The sequence below is a fragment of the Streptomyces sp. NPDC043952 genome (genome assembly GCF_056435325.1).
The window spans coordinates 66,465-81,819 of record NZ_JBWKES010000005.1; the positions used below are offsets into that span (position 1 = coordinate 66,465).

The following is a 15,355-nucleotide window of genomic DNA, read 5'->3' on the forward strand; positions in this document are numbered from 1 at the left end:
TGGGGGATGTCCGACCGGTGGGCGATTCATTCCGTATGCCCATCCCTTACTGATTTACTCGCTTACGGGCCACCTGTGGGGCGCTTGTGAGCCACCCACCGGGCGCTTGCGAGCCGTCTGCCAGGCGTTTGCCGGGCCCTCGCGCACGGCGCGCCGGGGGAAGGGGGACGAGTAGACGACGCTGGTCGTCACGGACCCCAAACCGCCGATCCGGCCCGAAATCTCCTCCAGATGGCGCATGGAGCGTGCCGCCACCTTGATGACGAAGCAGTCGTCGCCCGTCACATGGTGCGCCTCCAGGATCTCCGGCATCGCCTCGACCAGGTCGTGGAATGGCTTGTAATTGCCGTTCGGATACCGCAGCCGTACGAACGCCATGACCGCCAGACCGACCCGCTCCGGGTCGACGACCGCCGCGTAGCCGCTGATGACCCCCGCCTCCTCCAGCCTGCGTACGCGCTCGGTGACCGCGCTGGCCGACATGGAGACGGCCCGTGCGAGGTCGGTGAAGCTGGTCCGGCCGTCCCGCTGGAGGACGTCGAGAATGCGCCAGTCGATGGCGTCCAGGGATATCGCGGTCATCGTCGAGAAATAGCACGGATTCCCCGGCCGATCGGGTGACAACGCCGTGGATCGAGCCTTCAGGGCGCCGATTCCGGTCCGTAGATTTCAAGCCCGAAGCCCGAAGCCCGAAGCCCAAAGCCCGAAGCCCGGACGGCAGTAGCCGGGCCACCCGCGCCGCCCGCCCCACCCCCGCATCAGGAAGGCCCCCCATGCGTACGACCGCCCCCGCCACCCCCGCCGAAGCCGCCGCCCACTTCCGCGCCTCCCTCCGCTTCCACACCGACGTCGCCGACGTGGCCGCCGCGCTCACCGCCCCCCGCGAACCCGGCACCCCTGGCGGCCCCGGCTTCGTCCTCCTCGACACCCGCTCCTTTGAGTCCTGGGACCAGGGCCACATCCCCGGCGCCGTCCACCTCCCCACCGCCCTCATCCCCGAACGGGCCGCCGCCCTGCTCGACAAGTCCATCCCCGTCGTCACCTACTGCTGGGGCCCCGGCTGCAACGGCGCCACCCGCGCCGCCCTCGCCCTCGCCGAACTCGGTTACCAGGTGAGGGAGATGCACGGCGGATTCGAGTACTGGGTGCGCGAAGGCTTCACCTACCAGACCCCGCAGGGGCCCGCGCGCCGCGCCGCCGACCCCCTCACCGCCCCGGTCGCGGCCGTCTGCGGCTGCTGACACCACGCCGGAAGCCGGAACGGACGTGGCTTGGCTCTACGACGCCTCGCGCGCCCACGCCCGGACGCCCAACTTGCCGGTCGTGCCGAGGTCGAGCTGGGGCGTGACCGTCACCGGAGCCGCGCCCTGCTTCGCCCGCACCCTGACGTACGGGACGCTGACGGGGGTGCCGTACCCGGTGGTGTTGCGCCACATGAGGCCCGAGACGGCGCTCTCGCCGGGCTTCAGGAGCAGCGGGCGGGCCGGGTCGTCGAATCCGCTGCCGGTGCTGATGCCGCCGCTGCCGTGGAGGATCCGGACGCCGTGGACGGGTGCCAGGTCGTCGTCGAGCAGTTCCAGTCGCGGATAGCCGTCGAGCGCGTAGCCGCGCTTGCCGCAGTTCTCCAGGTGCAGGCCGACCACGCGCAGCCCCATCGCGGCGTCGCCGGCGTCGGCGGTGAGGCGGAGCCCGGAGGGCGGGCACACGCCGGGCGCGGGCGGCGCCTCGGCGGCGGGCACCTTGGTCACCTGGGCCACCTTGATCCGGGTCACCCGCGACGAGCCGGGGGCCGGCACCCCCAGCCGTACCGTGCCGCGCCTCGTCGCGCCGGGGCCGACCGAGCGCACGGTCTCGGAACGGTTGCCCATCACCGCCCCGCTGTCCGTGGTGAAGTCGAACAGGATCGTGTACGTCAGCGCCCGGTCACCCTTGTTGGCGACTTCGTAGGCGGCCGATATCCCGGAGTCGGTCCCGGCGAGCGGGTCGGCGTGCACCAGGTGGCCGGAGGAGGCGGGGCTCGGCACGGAGGGAATCGTCACCGAGGTGATCCGCACACCGTCCACGGCCGGACCGGCAGCGAAACCCGCAACCCCACCCCCGCCCGCGGACCCAGTCGCCCCGCCCCCGCCCGCGCGCTCGGCACCGCACGCCGTGAGCAACAGGAACACGGCGAGGACCGGAAGAACCGACATGGCGTGGCGCATGACCCCATCCCATCAGCCCCGCACGCCCAGAACCATGGTGGAAGCCACACTTCCGCCCCCCGGCAAACCCCCGGACCCGCCCCCACGGCCCCCTCGACCCGCGCCGGGGCAGAACTCGGCCCAACCCGGCATGACCATCCGGCACCCATGTACTAGAGTTATCTCGACATCGAGATATCTGCCGAGGCGCACCGCAGCCGCTCACTCGGTAAGGCGAGCCTAACTTAGCCTGACCTTACCGGACCGGTCGAACCGGCGTGGCGGCAGGATTGACGGTGGTACGCGCACATCAATGAAGGAGACTGTCGTGTCGGCGAACAGCTTCGACGCCCGCAGCGAGCTGCAGGTGGGCGACGAGTCGTACGAGATCTTCCGGCTGGACAAGGTGGAGGGCTCGGCCCGCCTGCCGTACAGCCTCAAGGTCCTGCTGGAGAACCTGCTCCGCACGGAGGACGGCGCGAACATCACCGCCGACCACATCCGCGCCCTCGGCGGCTGGGACTCGCAGGCCCAGCCCAGCCAGGAGATCCAGTTCACGCCGGCCCGCGTGATCATGCAGGACTTCACCGGCGTCCCCTGCGTCGTGGACCTCGCCACCATGCGTGAGGCCGTCAAGGAGCTGGGCGGCGACCCGGCGAAGATCAACCCGCTGGCGCCGGCCGAGCTGGTCATCGACCACTCCGTCATCGCCGACAAGTTCGGCACCAACGACGCGTTCAAGCAGAACGTGGAGCTGGAGTACGGCCGCAACAAGGAGCGCTACCAGTTCCTGCGCTGGGGCCAGACCGCCTTCGACGAGTTCAAGGTCGTCCCGCCGGGCACCGGCATCGTGCACCAGGTGAACATCGAGCACCTGGCCCGCGTCGTCATGGTCCGCGACGGCAAGGCCTACCCGGACACCCTGGTCGGCACCGACTCGCACACCACCATGGTCAACGGCCTCGGCGTCCTCGGCTGGGGCGTCGGCGGCATCGAGGCCGAGGCCGCCATGCTCGGCCAGCCGGTCTCCATGCTGATCCCGCGCGTCGTCGGCTTCAAGCTCACCGGTGAGCTCCAGCCGGGCACCACCGCCACCGACCTCGTGCTGACGATCACCGAGATGCTGCGCAAGCACGGCGTCGTCGGCAAGTTCGTGGAGTTCTACGGCGAGGGCGTGGCCGCCACCTCCCTGGCCAACCGCGCCACCATCGGCAACATGTCGCCGGAGTTCGGCTCCACCGCCGCGATCTTCCCGATCGACGACGAGACCCTCAACTACCTGCGCCTGACCGGCCGTTCGGAGCAGCAGGTCGCGCTGGTCGAGGCGTACGCCAAGACCCAGGGCCTGTGGCTGGACCCGAAGGCCGAGCCGGACTTCTCCGAGAAGCTGGAGCTCGACCTCTCCACGGTCGTGCCCTCCATCGCCGGCCCGAAGCGCCCGCAGGACCGCATCGTCCTCGCCAACGCGGCCGAGCAGTTCAAGCAGGACGTCCTCAACTACGTGGACGTCGTGGACGAGGCGGGCCAGGAGTCCTTCCCGGCCTCCGACTCCCCGGCCGTCCACCCGAACGGCGGCCCGTCCAACCCGGTCCAGGTCACCGCCCCCGACGGCACGACCTACACGATCGACCACGGCGCGGTCACCGTCGCCGCGATCACCTCCTGCACCAACACGTCCAACCCGTACGTCATGATCGGCGCCGCCCTGGTCGCCAAGAAGGCGGTCGAGAAGGGCCTGTCCCGCAAGCCGTGGGTCAAGTCCACCCTCGCTCCGGGCTCGAAGGTCGTCACCGACTACTTCGAGAAGGCCGGCCTCACCCCGTACCTGGACAAGCTGGGCTTCAACCTGGTCGGTTACGGCTGCACCACCTGCATCGGCAACTCCGGCCCGCTGCCGGAGGAGGTCTCCAAGGCGGTCAACGAGCACGACCTCGCCGTCGTCTCGGTCCTGTCCGGCAACCGCAACTTCGAGGGCCGGATCAACCCCGACGTCAAGATGAACTACCTGGCGTCCCCGCCGCTGGTCGTCGCGTACTCCATCGCGGGCTCCATGAAGGTGGACATCACCCGTGACGCCCTGGGCACCGACCAGGACGGCAACCCGGTCTACCTGAAGGACATCTGGCCCTCCGAGGCCGAGGTGAACGAGGTCGTCGCCAGCGCCATCGGCGAGGACATGTTCAACAAGTCCTACCAGGACGTGTTCGCGGGCGACGCCCAGTGGCAGTCGCTCCCGGTCCCGACCGGCGACACCTTCGAGTGGGACGCCGAGTCCACCTACGTGCGCAAGCCCCCGTACTTCGAGGGCATGGGCATGGAGCCGGCCCCGGTCGAGGACATCACCGGTGCCCGCGTGCTGGCCAAGCTGGGCGACTCGGTCACCACCGACCACATCTCCCCGGCCGGTGCGATCAAGGCCGACACCCCGGCCGGCAAGTACCTCACCGAGCACGGTGTGGAGCGCCGCGACTTCAACAGCTACGGCTCGCGCCGCGGCAACCACGAGGTCATGATCCGCGGTACGTTCGCCAACATCCGCCTGCGCAACCAGATCGCGCCGGGCACCGAGGGCGGCTACACCCGCGACTTCACGCAGGACGGCGGCCCGGTCTCCTTCATCTACGACGCCTCGCAGAACTACCAGGCCGCCGGCATCCCGCTGGTCGTCCTGGCCGGCAAGGAGTACGGCTCCGGTTCGTCCCGTGACTGGGCGGCCAAGGGCACCGCGCTCCTCGGCGTCAAGGCCGTCATCGCCGAGTCGTACGAGCGCATCCACCGCTCGAACCTCATCGGCATGGGCGTCCTGCCGCTCCAGTTCCCCGAGGGCGCCTCGGCCCAGTCCCTCGGCCTGACCGGCGAGGAGACCTTCTCCTTCACCGGCGTCACCGAGCTGAACAACGGCACCACCCCGCGCACGGTCAAGGTCACCACCGACACGGGCGTCGAGTTCGACGCGGTCGTCCGCATCGACACCCCCGGCGAGGCCGACTACTACCGCAACGGCGGCATCATGCAGTACGTGCTGCGCAGCCTGATCCGCAAGTAGGCGGCAGGGCAACGTAGTCGAGGGCCGCATCCCCGGCAGCGGGGGTGCGGCCCTCGAACACGTCCAGCCCCGGCTCCCCAAGGGGCGCGGGGAACCGCGCGACAAGCCACGACGCACCACCACCCCCCGCCCCCGCAGCGGCGCAACCAACCTCACAACTCATCGAAGGAGTCCAGCGACAACTCCGGCAGCCCCGGCGGCGCCCCCCGCAGCGCCATCTCCGCCCAGATCACCTTCCCCTGCGGCGAATACCTCGTCCCCCACCGCTCCGTCATCTGCTGGACCAGGAACAGCCCCCGCCCGCCCTCGTCCGTCGTCGCCGCGTACCGCAGATGCGGCGACGTGTTGCTGCCGTCCGCCACCTCGCAGACCAGCGCCCGGTCCCGGATCAGCCGCAGCCGGATCGGCTCGGAGCCGTACCGGATCGCGTTCGTCACCAGCTCGCTGAGCACCAGCTCCATGCCGAACGCCTGCTCCTGAAGCCCCCATTCCTCCAGCCGCTCCGTCACGGCCCGCCGCAGCTCCCCGACGGCCGCCGGGTCCGCGGGCACGTCCCAGTCCGCCACCTGCTCGGACGTGAGCGCCCGTGTGCGCGCCACCAGCAGCGCGACATCGTCCGTCGGCCCCTCGGGCAGCAACTCCTCCAGCACCGCCCCGCAGCTCGCGTCCGGGGACCGGTCCGGATGCCCGGCCAGCGCCCGCCGCAGCAGCTCCATGCCCTCGTCCAGATCGCGTGTACGGTCCTCGATCAGCCCGTCGGTGTACAGCACCAGCTGCGTCCCCTCGGCCAGCTCCAGCTCCGCCGTCTGGAACGGCATGCCCCCGAGGCCGAGCGGCGGCCCGGCGGGCAGCTCCGGATAGCCGACGCTGCCGTCCGGATACACCAGCGCGGGCGCCAGATGCCCGGCACGGGCCATGGCGCACCGCCGCGTCACGGGGTCGTAGATCGCGTACAGACATGTCGCGCCGACGATCTCGCCGGCGTCCTCCGCGCCCCCCTCGTCCTGGTCGATGCGCCCGACCAGGTCGTCCAGATGGCTCAGCAGCTCGTCCGGCGGCAGGTCCAGGGTCGAGAAGTTGTGTACGGCGGTCCGCAGCCGGCCCATCGTGGCCGCGGCGTGCAGCCCGTGCCCGACGACGTCGCCGACGACCAGCGCCACCCGGCTGCCCGGCAGCGGGATCACGTCGAACCAGTCCCCGCTCACCCCCGACTGGGCGGGCAGATAGCGGTACGCGACGTCGAGGGCGCTCTGCTCGGGCAGCGCGCGCGGCAGCAGGCTGCGCTGGAGGGTGACCGCCAGGGTGTGCTCACGGGCGTAGCGGCGGGCGTTGTCGACGCTGACCGCGGCGCGCGCCACCAGCTCCTCCGCGAGTGACAGGTCCTCCTCGTCGAAGGGTTCCCGCTTGGCCCGGTAGAAGTTGGCGATGCCCAGCACCACCCCGCGGGCCCGGATCGGGGCCGAGATCAGGGACTGGATGCCGTACTCCAGGATGTTCTCGGTGCGCTGCGGGTCCTGGGCCCGCCAGTCCGTCGCGGCGGCCAGATCGGGCACCAGCTCGGCGTGGCCGGAGCCGTAGCCGCGGGCCTGCGGCGTGAACGGCTTGAAGTCGATCAGCCGGTCCCGCTCGTACAGCGGGTGGTCGCCCCGGATGCCGTGCACGGCGATGCGGCGCAGGGTGGCCGCGGTGGGGGCGGGCTCCTCACCGTGCAGGATGCCGTCGTCCAGGTCCACGGTCACGTAGTCCGCGAAGCGCGGTACGGCGATCCGCGCCAGCTCCTCCGCCGTGCGCCGCACGTCCAGGCTGGTGCCGACGCAGAGCCCGGCGTCGTAGAGGAGCTTCAGCCGCTCCCTGGCGACCTCGGCGCGCCCGGACAGTGCCTGCAGCTCGGTGGTGTCCCGCAGGGTCACCACGGTGCCGCCAGGGGCCCCGCCGTGGTCCGTGGGCCGCTGGTTGACCGCGAGCAGCCGCTCCCCGGCGAACAGCACCTCGTCGGTGGCCTCCCGCCCGGAGGCCAGCAGCTCCACCGTCTCCGGGTCGAGACCGGGCAGCTCGGACAGGTGGCGGCCCTCGGCGTCGGCCGGCAGCCGCAGCAGGCGCCGGCCCTCGTCGTTGGCGAGCAGCAGCCGGCCGTCCGCGCCGATGATGAGGACGCCCTCGCGCACCGAGTGCAGCACCGTGTCGTGGTGCTCGTACATCCGGGTCATCTCGTCGGGCGCGAGGCTGTGCGTCTGCCGCCGCAGCCGCCGCCCGACCAGCGCGGTGCCGCCGGTGGACACGGCCAGCGCGCCCGCCCCGGCGGTCAGGATGATCGGGATCTGCCGGTCCACCTCGCTGGTGACGTTCTTGACCTTGAGCCCGGCGGAGACGAGCGCGGTCACCTTGCCGTGCGTGTCCTCGATCGGCACGGTGGCCTGCATCTCGCGCCCCAGCGGGCCGTGCACGCTCTCCGTGTACGTCTGCCCGGCGAGCGAGGGTCCTATGGTGCCCACGAACCGCTTGCCGATCTTGCTCGGCATCGGGTGCGTGTAGCGGATGCCATGGGTGTCCATGACGACGATGAAGTCGACCCCCGCCGCCTTGCGCCCCGCCTCGGTGAGCGGCTGGAGCACCTTGGAGGGCTGGGGCGCCGCCAGTGCCTGGAGGACGCCGGGGGAGTGGGCGAAGGTCTCCGCCACGGCGATGGAACGACGCCTGGCCTCTGCCTGGGTGTCCCGCTCGGACTGGAGGTAGAGGGCGATCACGCCGCTGAGCACCAGCAGCACGACGAGGGCCACCTGGAGCAGGAAGACCTGCTTGGCGACGCTCCACTGCCTCCGGCCGGCCACAGAACGCCACAGCAGGCGTCTGAAGCGAGCGACGGTGTCCGACATGCCGCATTTGTAGCACCGGGGTCCGCTGTGTGGCCACGGCCCGTCCACACCGTGGACAGGTGTTCTAGGGGGTGGAATCGGCCGTCGGTGCCGACCGGCAAGTGGGGCGTCGGGGAGTGGACCCCCGGCAAGGCGGTGCGGCGCGAGTCCGCCCTGCCCCAGGGCGCGTCACAGGAAGGGCAGGGGGGTGGCCAGCAGCCAGTTGGCCGAGGCCGCTCCGCTGCCGCATGCGGTCGCCCAGCCCGCCCACGCCTTCCCGGAGAGCCGCCGCGCGGCCTGCGCGGCTTCGGAACCGAGGATCACGCCGAAAGCGAGCGCCAGCGTCAGATCGGCCCACAGGACCTCGGGCCGACCGATGACCAGCCACCCCACCACCCCCGCCCCCAGTGCGGCGGCCACATGGGACCAGGGCGCACTCACCGCGACGTCGGAGGGCGCGCGCCGGCGCTGGACGACGATCAGCGCGATCTGTATGAGGGCTGCTGCTACTGCGATCAAGAGGGAACTTCCTGCGGGGAGGTGAAAGCGAAGCCGGCAAAATGATCATAAACAATCGGCTTTGCTCACTCTTGGGGCGAGGTGCGGGCGACGCCGGGTCGGGTACGGTGGAGACGGGCGATCATGATCATTTCTGGCCGCCGGGAGGGAAACGGGGATGGGGTCCGCATGGCACGGCGGACCGACAACGACGATGAGCCACGGGGCCGCGGCCTCCTGATCGTCAGCGCCGTCATCGTCTTCGTGGTGGTTCTGCTCGGCGTCTTCGTCGTGGTCACCAGAGGCGGTGACGACGGCAAGCCGGACAGCGCGGCTCCGCACGCGTCGGGCGCCGGCGCGTCATCGGGCACCGCCGGACGGAGCAACGGCGGTGACACAACGCGGAGTTCGCCCCCCGCCGATGGGTGCAAGCCCACGGACACGGACCAGAAGGTGCCGACGACGGCGCCGGACGACGTCACGTGGAGCCTGGTCAAGTCCGCGGCGGTGCCCCGTTCCAAGAGCGCGGGGCCGATGCTGGTCAACGGGGTGATCGCCACCTGTTACGCGCACACGCCGCGCGGGGCGGTGCTGGCCACCATCAACACCTTGCTTCGGGTGGCCGTAGGCGCGCCGGACAAGGCGCCGGTGGAGAAGCTGGTGCTGCCGGGAGCGGGACGTGACGCGCTGGAAGCGCAGCTGCACACGGTGGACATCCAGCCCGGCGAGCTGGCCCAGGTGGCGGGCTTCCGCGTGGTGTCCTACACGCCGGACACGGCGGTGGTCACGCTGGTCAACGGCTCGTCGAATGCCCACACGCTCAAGGCGATCGACCTCACGATGCGATGGGCCGACGGCGACTGGAAAATGGTCGCCTCCGACGACGGCCAGCTGGGCACCCCCGCCACCCCCATCTCCAGCCTCGTTGGATACATACCGTTCCAGGGCCTGTAGCGGCTCGCGGAGCACTCGGCAGGACAGGCGGGGCGCAGGAGTGCTGAAAAGCTCCTGCTCCCCGCCCGTCCTCGTCTCACCCCAGCAGCTCCACCTCCGCCAGTGTCGCCGAACTGTCCAGCACCAGCCGGTACTTGGCGTACACTCCCGGCGCCGCGATGGTGAACGCCCGCGTCTGGCGGTTCCACGGGAAGGTCTGGCCGGAGCGGTGGTCCAGTGTCCGCCAGGTCGTGCCGTCGGTGGAGCCCTGGAGGGTCCAGCCCGTCGGCGCCTTGGTGTGGTCCGCCGGGGAGGTGAGCGTGTACTGCACCGGCTTCACGGCACGGCTCACCGGCAGGTCGACGGAGCCGACCGTCGCCTCCGTCGCCGAGGTGTCGTCGAACAGGGCGCCGGCACCGCGCAGCATGTCCGTCCGGGGCGCGGGCACCTTGTCGTCCCGCGTGATCGACACCGGCCCGGCGTCCTTCCCGGAGCCCCACGCCGAGGGCCGGGGACCCATCGAGAACGTCAGCTCCCCGCCCTTGGCGAGCAGCGACTGGGGCAGTGAAGTCGACGTCCAGGGACGGCCGTTGAAGGTGACGCTCTGCACGTACACGTTCTTCGCGCTGTTCCCCGGCGCGTTCACCACCAGATCGTGGCCGTTCTCCAGGTGCACCGTGACCTTCTTGAACAGCGGGGAGCCGATGGAGTAGTCGCCGCTGCCCATGACCAGCGGGTAGAAGCCGAGCGCGGAGAACAGGAACCACCCCGACTGCTCGCCGTTGTCCTCGTCACCGTGATAGCCCTGTCCGATCTCGCTGCCGAGGTACAGCCGGGACAGGATCTCGCGCACCGCCGCCTGCGTCTTCCACGGCTGCCCTGCCGCGTCGTACATGTACGACACATGGTGCGCGACCTGGTTGGACTGCCCGAGCATGCCCATCCGCACGTCCCGCGCCTCGGTCATCTCGTGGATGACCCCGCCGTAGGAGCCGACGAACTCGGGGGACGCCGTCTCCGGGGTCGAGAAGAACTGGTCGAGTTTGTCGGCGAGTTGCCGCCTGCCGCCGTACAGGTTGGCCAGACCCCGCGTGTCCTGCGGGGCGGTGAAGGCGTAACCCCAGCCGTTGGTCTCCGTGTAGTCGTAACCCCACACCCTCGGGTCGTAACTCGCCGGGTCCAGCCGCCAGTTGCCCTTGGCGTCCCTGCCCTGGAAGAACCCGACCCGCGGGTCGAAGAGGTTCACATAGTCGCGGGCGCGGTTGAGGAAGTACTCCGACTCCTCCTTGTAGTGCTTCTCGCCCGTCTTCTTGTAGAGCGCCGCCCCCATCCGCGCGATGCCGTAGTCGTTGACGTACCCCTCCATCGCCCAGGACAGCCCCTCGGCGGTGTCGGTGCTGGTGTGGCCGAGGAACGGCGAGGTGCTCATGCCCTTGCGGCCGACCCCCGAAGACGGCGGCACGACCGTCGCGTTCTTCAGCGCCGCCTCGTACGCCGCCTTCGCGTCGAACTTCACGCCCTTCACATAGGCGTCGGCGAACGCCACGTCCGAGGAGGTGCCGGTCATCAGGTCCGCGTAACCGGGCGAGGACCAGCGCGAGGTCCAGCCGCCATCCTTGTACTGCTGCACGAACCCGTCGATCATCGCGCCCGCCTGAGAGGGCGTCAGGAACGAGTACGCCGGCCATGTCGTCCGATACGTGTCCCAGAAACCGTTGTTGACGTACACCGTGCCCGCCACGATCTTCGCGCCGGTGTGCGTCGGCGTGTCCTGGCTCTGCATCGGCGAGAACGGAGAGGCGTACTCGTCCTTGCCGCCCACCCGCTCGAAGCCCGAGTTCGGGTACAGGTACAGCCGGTACATGCTGGAGTACAGCGTGGTCAGCTGGTCCGGGGTCGCGCCCCGCACCTCCACCTTGCCGAGCAGCTTGTCCCACGTACGCTGCGCCCGCGCCTTCACCGCGTCGAAGGAGGTGCCGTCCGGGATCTCCTGCCGCAGGTTGTCCTTCGCCTGATCGACGCTGATCAGCGAGGTCGCCAGGCGCAGGGTGACCGTGTGGCCGGCGCCCGCCGCGAACCGCAGATAGCCCTTCACCCCGCTCGCCGCCCCGTCCGTCACCGGCCTGTCGAACACGCCGTACACGAACAGCCGCGTCGCCCCCGTGGACAGGCCCGACTTGACGTCCGAGTAGCCGGTGACGATCCCGTGCTCCTCGTCCAGCGTCAGCCCCGCCTGCTCGGTGACGTTGTCGAAGACCACGCTCGCGTCGGAGCCGGGGTAGGTGAAGCGCATCACCGCCGCGTGGTCGGTCGGCGCCATCTCCGCCTTCAGCCCGTTCTCGAACCGCACGCCGTAGTAATACGGCCGCGCCGTCTCGTTCTCGTGCCGGAACGCCAGCGCCCGCGCCTGACGCCCGGTGTCCGGGGTCCCGGCAGCGGCCGACGGCATCACCTGGAAGGTCTGCCGGTCACCCATCCACGGGCTCGGCTCATGGCTCGCGCTGAACGCCTGGATCGTCGGCAGATTGGCGTCGTTGTTCGCGTGTGCGTACTCGTAGAGCCAGCTCAGCGACGACGCGTTGGTCACCGGCGTCCAGAAGTTGAAACCGTGCGGCAGCGCCGTCGCCGGGAAGTCGTTGCCGCGCGAGAAGCTGCCGCTGGAGTTGGTGCCGCGCGTGGTCAGCGCGTAGTCCGACAGGTGCGCCTTCGGCTTCTCGGGCGCGACCGGCTTCAGCGACACGTCGTCGATCCAGCCGCGGAACTTCGCCGGCCCACTGGGGGAGTCGTACCCGACCAGGATCCGGTCGACCGTCTTCCCCGCCGCCACCGAGCCGATCCGCGCGACGACGTTGTTCCACTGGTTGACGTACAGCGACTTCGCGTCGCCCTGCCCGCGCGGCGACAGCGGGAACCCGTGCTGGTCCAGCGCGCCCAGGTCGCTGAGATGGGTGCCGTCGGTGAAGGCGAGGTCCAGGGAGACGTTCGTGGCGTCGTAATCCCGGTCGCCGTCGGCCATCGAGGGGAAGATCCGGTACGACAACTGCGTGTCGCTTCCGACCTTCACGTTCACGTCGAACACCTTGTTGTACGAGTACGCGCGCCCCTTCGCCGTGTGCCGCCCGGCGTACCGCAGCGCCCGCGTCCCGGTGAACCCGGCCCGCGCCTTCGCCGTCGGCGAGGCGGTCGGGCCCCTGTCCACCAGCGTCAGCATGTCCTGCGGCACCGGGCCGCCGCCGCCACCCGTGGAGAACTGCACGTCGGCGAGCTGGAGTATGTCCGGGGCGCCGTTGTTCCGCGTCACCTCCAGCCGGAAGTGCTGGTACTCGGCCGGCTGCTGAAGGTCGTACGATTTCGTCTGGAACCGCTCGGAAAAGGTCTCGCCCGCGCGGGTGTCGAGGGTCTTCCAGTCCTTGCCGTCGGTGGAGCCGAGCAGCGTCCAGTCCCGCGGGTCCCGTTCGGCGTAGTCGTTGGCCGAGGTCAGCGCGTACGTCTTCACCGTGACCGGCCTGTCCAGGTCGAACTCCGCCCAGCCGGTGGGCTGGAAGGTCAGCCACTTGGTGCCGGACTCGCCGTCGGTCAGGTTCTCCTTCACCTCGCCCGCGCCGGCGTTCTCACCGCTCGCCCGGACCTCGGTGACATGGTCGTTCACATTGCCCGGTATGCCGGTGCTGTAGCCGCCGTCCACCCCCGAGGCGCGCGGGGAGCCGTCCGGGCCGGTGTCGACCGTGTTCAGCCAGTCGGGGGCGGGATCCCCCGCCTCGAACGAGGATGCGAACTCCCGGTCGGCCGCCGGGGCCTTGGCGGGCAGTGCGACCGCGGCGCCCTGCGCGCCCGCGGCCATGACGAAGGCGGCCGTCAGGACGGCCGCCGGACCCCATCTGTGCCGAGTTCTCCGCTGCATGTACGGAATTCCCTCCCCGCGCCGTTGGACAACGTTGTCAGAAGCGGAACACAGGAACCAAGTAGGTGGTGAAGTGACAGGCGATGTCAAGGGTGTTGAGCGTGTCATTCGGGGGTTCACGCCAGGGCCGGAGACGGATTCACGCCACGGCCGAAGCAGGGCTTGACGCCAGGTTCGTAGCCGGGGCTGATGTCGTGTCGATTTCCCAGGGGCTTCGCACAGCCGACTCCCATGTCCGGGAGGTCTCAACTCGGAAAAGACCCGTCGCGAACCCTGTATTCGATCTTGCTCCGCTGGCGGGAAGTGGACTATACCTGTCGGCGCCCGGTACAAGAGCAATCCCGGCAGTACGCGCACTACACGCAGTACGTGCACCAGATGCGCGACACGCACGACATGCACGAAGAACTTCCTGTACCACCCAGCTTGACCCGACCGCGGTGCCGGGCAGGATCCGGTTCACCGCCTGAGTCCTGGAGAAGGCGAGGACTTGAGCATGGGATCCACTGCGCACCACGACCGTGAGGGTGTCGGCCGCCGCGAACTGATCAGGCGGTCCGCCGCACTCGGCCTGGTCGCCGTTCCGGGGATGGGCCTGCTGTCCGCCTGCGCGAGCGGCGGCGGCGGCGGACAGAGCAAGGCGAAAGCCGGGAAGAAGACCGCCAAGAACCCGCTCGGCGTCAACGACACCGCCACGATGGAGTTCGTCATCTTCGACGGCGGCTTCGGCAAGGAGTACGCGCAGGACGCGGTCAAGATCTACCAGAAGGACTTCCCCAAGGCCCATGTGAAGTTCTCCGCCACCCAGAAGATCCAGTCCACGCTCCAGCCCCGCTTCAACCAGGGCAACCCGCCGGACCTCATCGACAACTCCGGCGCCGAGCAGATGGACATGGGCGTCCTGGTCGGCAAGAACCAGCTGGCCGACCTCACCCCGCTGCTCGACGCGCCGTCGTACGACGACCCGAACAAGAAGGTCCGCGACACGCTGCGCCCCGGCATCGTGGAGATGGGCCAGTTCGACGGCGACCCGGTGTGGATCATGTACTACGCCTACACGGTCTACGGCGTCTGGTACTCGCAGAAGGCCCTCGACTCGCTGGACGTCGAGTACCCGAAGACCTGGGACGAGATGCTCCAGGTGTGCGCGAAGGCCAAGAAGAAGGGCATGGCGGGCTGGACGTACGCGGGCAAGTACCCGTACTACATCCCCTTCTCGCTCTACCCGATGATCGGCAAGGTCGGCGGTGTCGAGGTCCTGAACGCCATCGACAACCTGGAGCCGAACGCCTGGAAGCACCCGGCCGTCAAGGCCTGTTTCGAGGCGTACTACGAGCTGTTCCAGAAGGGCTACACCCTCAAGGGCACGCCCGGCCTGGACCACATCCAGTCGCAGACCGCGTGGGCCAAGGGCGAGGCCCTGTTCATCCCGAACGGCTCCTGGGTGGAGAACGAGTCGGCGAACGTCATCCCCAAGGACTTCGACCTCGCGGTCTCGGCGCCCTCCGGCATCGACAGCCACGACAAGATGCCCTTCGGCACCATCTGGGCCTCCGGCGGCGAGCCGTTCATCGTGCCCTCCAAGGCGGCGAACCCCGAGGGCGGCATGGAGCAGCTGCGCATCATGCTCTCCGAGGGCTCCTCGAAGAACTTCACCGCCAAGGTCAAGTCGCTGACCGCGTACAACGGCGGCACCGAGGGCATCGAGCTGACGCCGGGCCTGAAGTCGGGCGTGGCGGCGCTGAAGCTGGCCGGCTCGAACGTGGTGAACCCGCGCCTGCAGGACTGGTACGTCCAGTTGCAGAAGGAGCAGATCGGCGTGGGCGCCCTCGGCGAGATGATGGCGGGCAGGCTCACCCCCGCCGAGGCGATAAAGAAGATCCAGGGCTTCGCCGACGCGGCGGCCAAGGACACCACCATCAAGCACTACAAGCACCAGTAA

The 15,355-nt window shown here is 69.8% G+C and carries 9 protein-coding genes; 4 read left to right on the top strand and 5 right to left on the bottom strand.

The genetic code is table 11. The features are described from left to right. Positions 1–54 precede the first annotated feature (54 nt). Complete coding sequence (locus tag AC069R_RS07535; RefSeq protein ID WP_478765371.1) at positions 55–582, bottom strand: Lrp/AsnC family transcriptional regulator; 528 nt, start codon at positions 580–582, stop codon at positions 55–57. Between the two features lie 191 nt (positions 583–773). Here AC069R_RS07535 and AC069R_RS07540 point away from each other — a divergent pair, with 191 nt between their 5' ends. Beyond that, positions 774–1,241 (top strand): rhodanese-like domain-containing protein, encoded by a 468-nt coding sequence (locus tag AC069R_RS07540; protein ID WP_478765373.1) that lies wholly within the window; start codon positions 774–776, stop codon positions 1,239–1,241. A gap of 36 nt (positions 1,242–1,277) precedes the next feature. Here the strand turns inward: AC069R_RS07540 and AC069R_RS07545 are convergent, their stop codons facing one another. Continuing rightward, on the bottom strand, positions 1,278–2,039 hold the full coding sequence (locus AC069R_RS07545) for a DUF4232 domain-containing protein (RefSeq protein WP_478765375.1): 762 nt from the start codon (positions 2,037–2,039) through the stop codon (positions 1,278–1,280). A 472-nt stretch (positions 2,040–2,511) separates the two neighbouring features. On the opposite strand from AC069R_RS07545, the gene acnA reads away from it, so the two are divergent. Beyond that, positions 2,512–5,229 carry an aconitate hydratase AcnA gene (gene acnA, locus AC069R_RS07550; protein WP_478765377.1) on the top strand — a complete coding sequence of 906 codons (2,718 nt, stop codon included), beginning with the start codon at positions 2,512–2,514 and terminating at the stop codon, positions 5,227–5,229. 152 nt (positions 5,230–5,381) lie between these two features. Here the strand turns inward: acnA and AC069R_RS07555 are convergent, their stop codons facing one another. Together AC069R_RS07555 and AC069R_RS07560 are read right to left on the bottom strand one after the other, a co-directional pair. Beyond that, positions 5,382–8,102 carry a SpoIIE family protein phosphatase gene (locus AC069R_RS07555; RefSeq protein ID WP_478765379.1) on the bottom strand — a complete coding sequence of 907 codons (2,721 nt, stop codon included), beginning with the start codon at positions 8,100–8,102 and terminating at the stop codon, positions 5,382–5,384. 168 nt (positions 8,103–8,270) lie between these two features. After that, entirely contained in the window at positions 8,271–8,600 is a 330-nt protein-coding gene (locus AC069R_RS07560) for a hypothetical protein (RefSeq protein WP_478765380.1), read from the bottom strand. A 168-nt stretch (positions 8,601–8,768) separates the two neighbouring features. Here AC069R_RS07560 and AC069R_RS07565 point away from each other — a divergent pair, with 168 nt between their 5' ends. Then, positions 8,769–9,533 (top strand): DUF8175 domain-containg protein, encoded by a 765-nt coding sequence (locus tag AC069R_RS07565; RefSeq protein ID WP_478765381.1) that lies wholly within the window; start codon positions 8,769–8,771, stop codon positions 9,531–9,533. A 76-nt stretch (positions 9,534–9,609) separates the two neighbouring features. Here AC069R_RS07565 and AC069R_RS07570 read toward each other — a convergent pair whose 3' ends face one another. Next, on the bottom strand, positions 9,610–13,413 hold the full coding sequence (locus tag AC069R_RS07570) for a GH92 family glycosyl hydrolase (RefSeq protein ID WP_478765383.1): 3,804 nt from the start codon (positions 13,411–13,413) through the stop codon (positions 9,610–9,612). 496 nt (positions 13,414–13,909) lie between these two features. Between AC069R_RS07570 and ngcE the strand changes: the two genes are divergently transcribed. Continuing rightward, complete coding sequence (gene ngcE, locus AC069R_RS07575) at positions 13,910–15,355, top strand: N-acetylglucosamine/diacetylchitobiose ABC transporter substrate-binding protein (RefSeq protein WP_478765385.1); 1,446 nt, start codon at positions 13,910–13,912, stop codon at positions 15,353–15,355.

Coding starts and splice junctions, on each gene's coding strand:
- AC069R_RS07555 (WP_478765379.1), bottom strand. CDS start 8,102: ATGTCGGACACCGTCGCTCGCTTCAGACGCCTGCTGTGGCGTTCTGTG.
- ngcE (WP_478765385.1), top strand. CDS start 13,910: ATGGGATCCACTGCGCACCACGACCGTGAGGGTGTCGGCCGCCGCGAA.
- AC069R_RS07535 (WP_478765371.1), bottom strand. CDS start 582: ATGACCGCGATATCCCTGGACGCCATCGACTGGCGCATTCTCGACGTC.
- AC069R_RS07570 (WP_478765383.1), bottom strand. CDS start 13,413: ATGCAGCGGAGAACTCGGCACAGATGGGGTCCGGCGGCCGTCCTGACG.
- AC069R_RS07565 (WP_478765381.1), top strand. CDS start 8,769: ATGGCACGGCGGACCGACAACGACGATGAGCCACGGGGCCGCGGCCTC.
- AC069R_RS07540 (WP_478765373.1), top strand. CDS start 774: ATGCGTACGACCGCCCCCGCCACCCCCGCCGAAGCCGCCGCCCACTTC.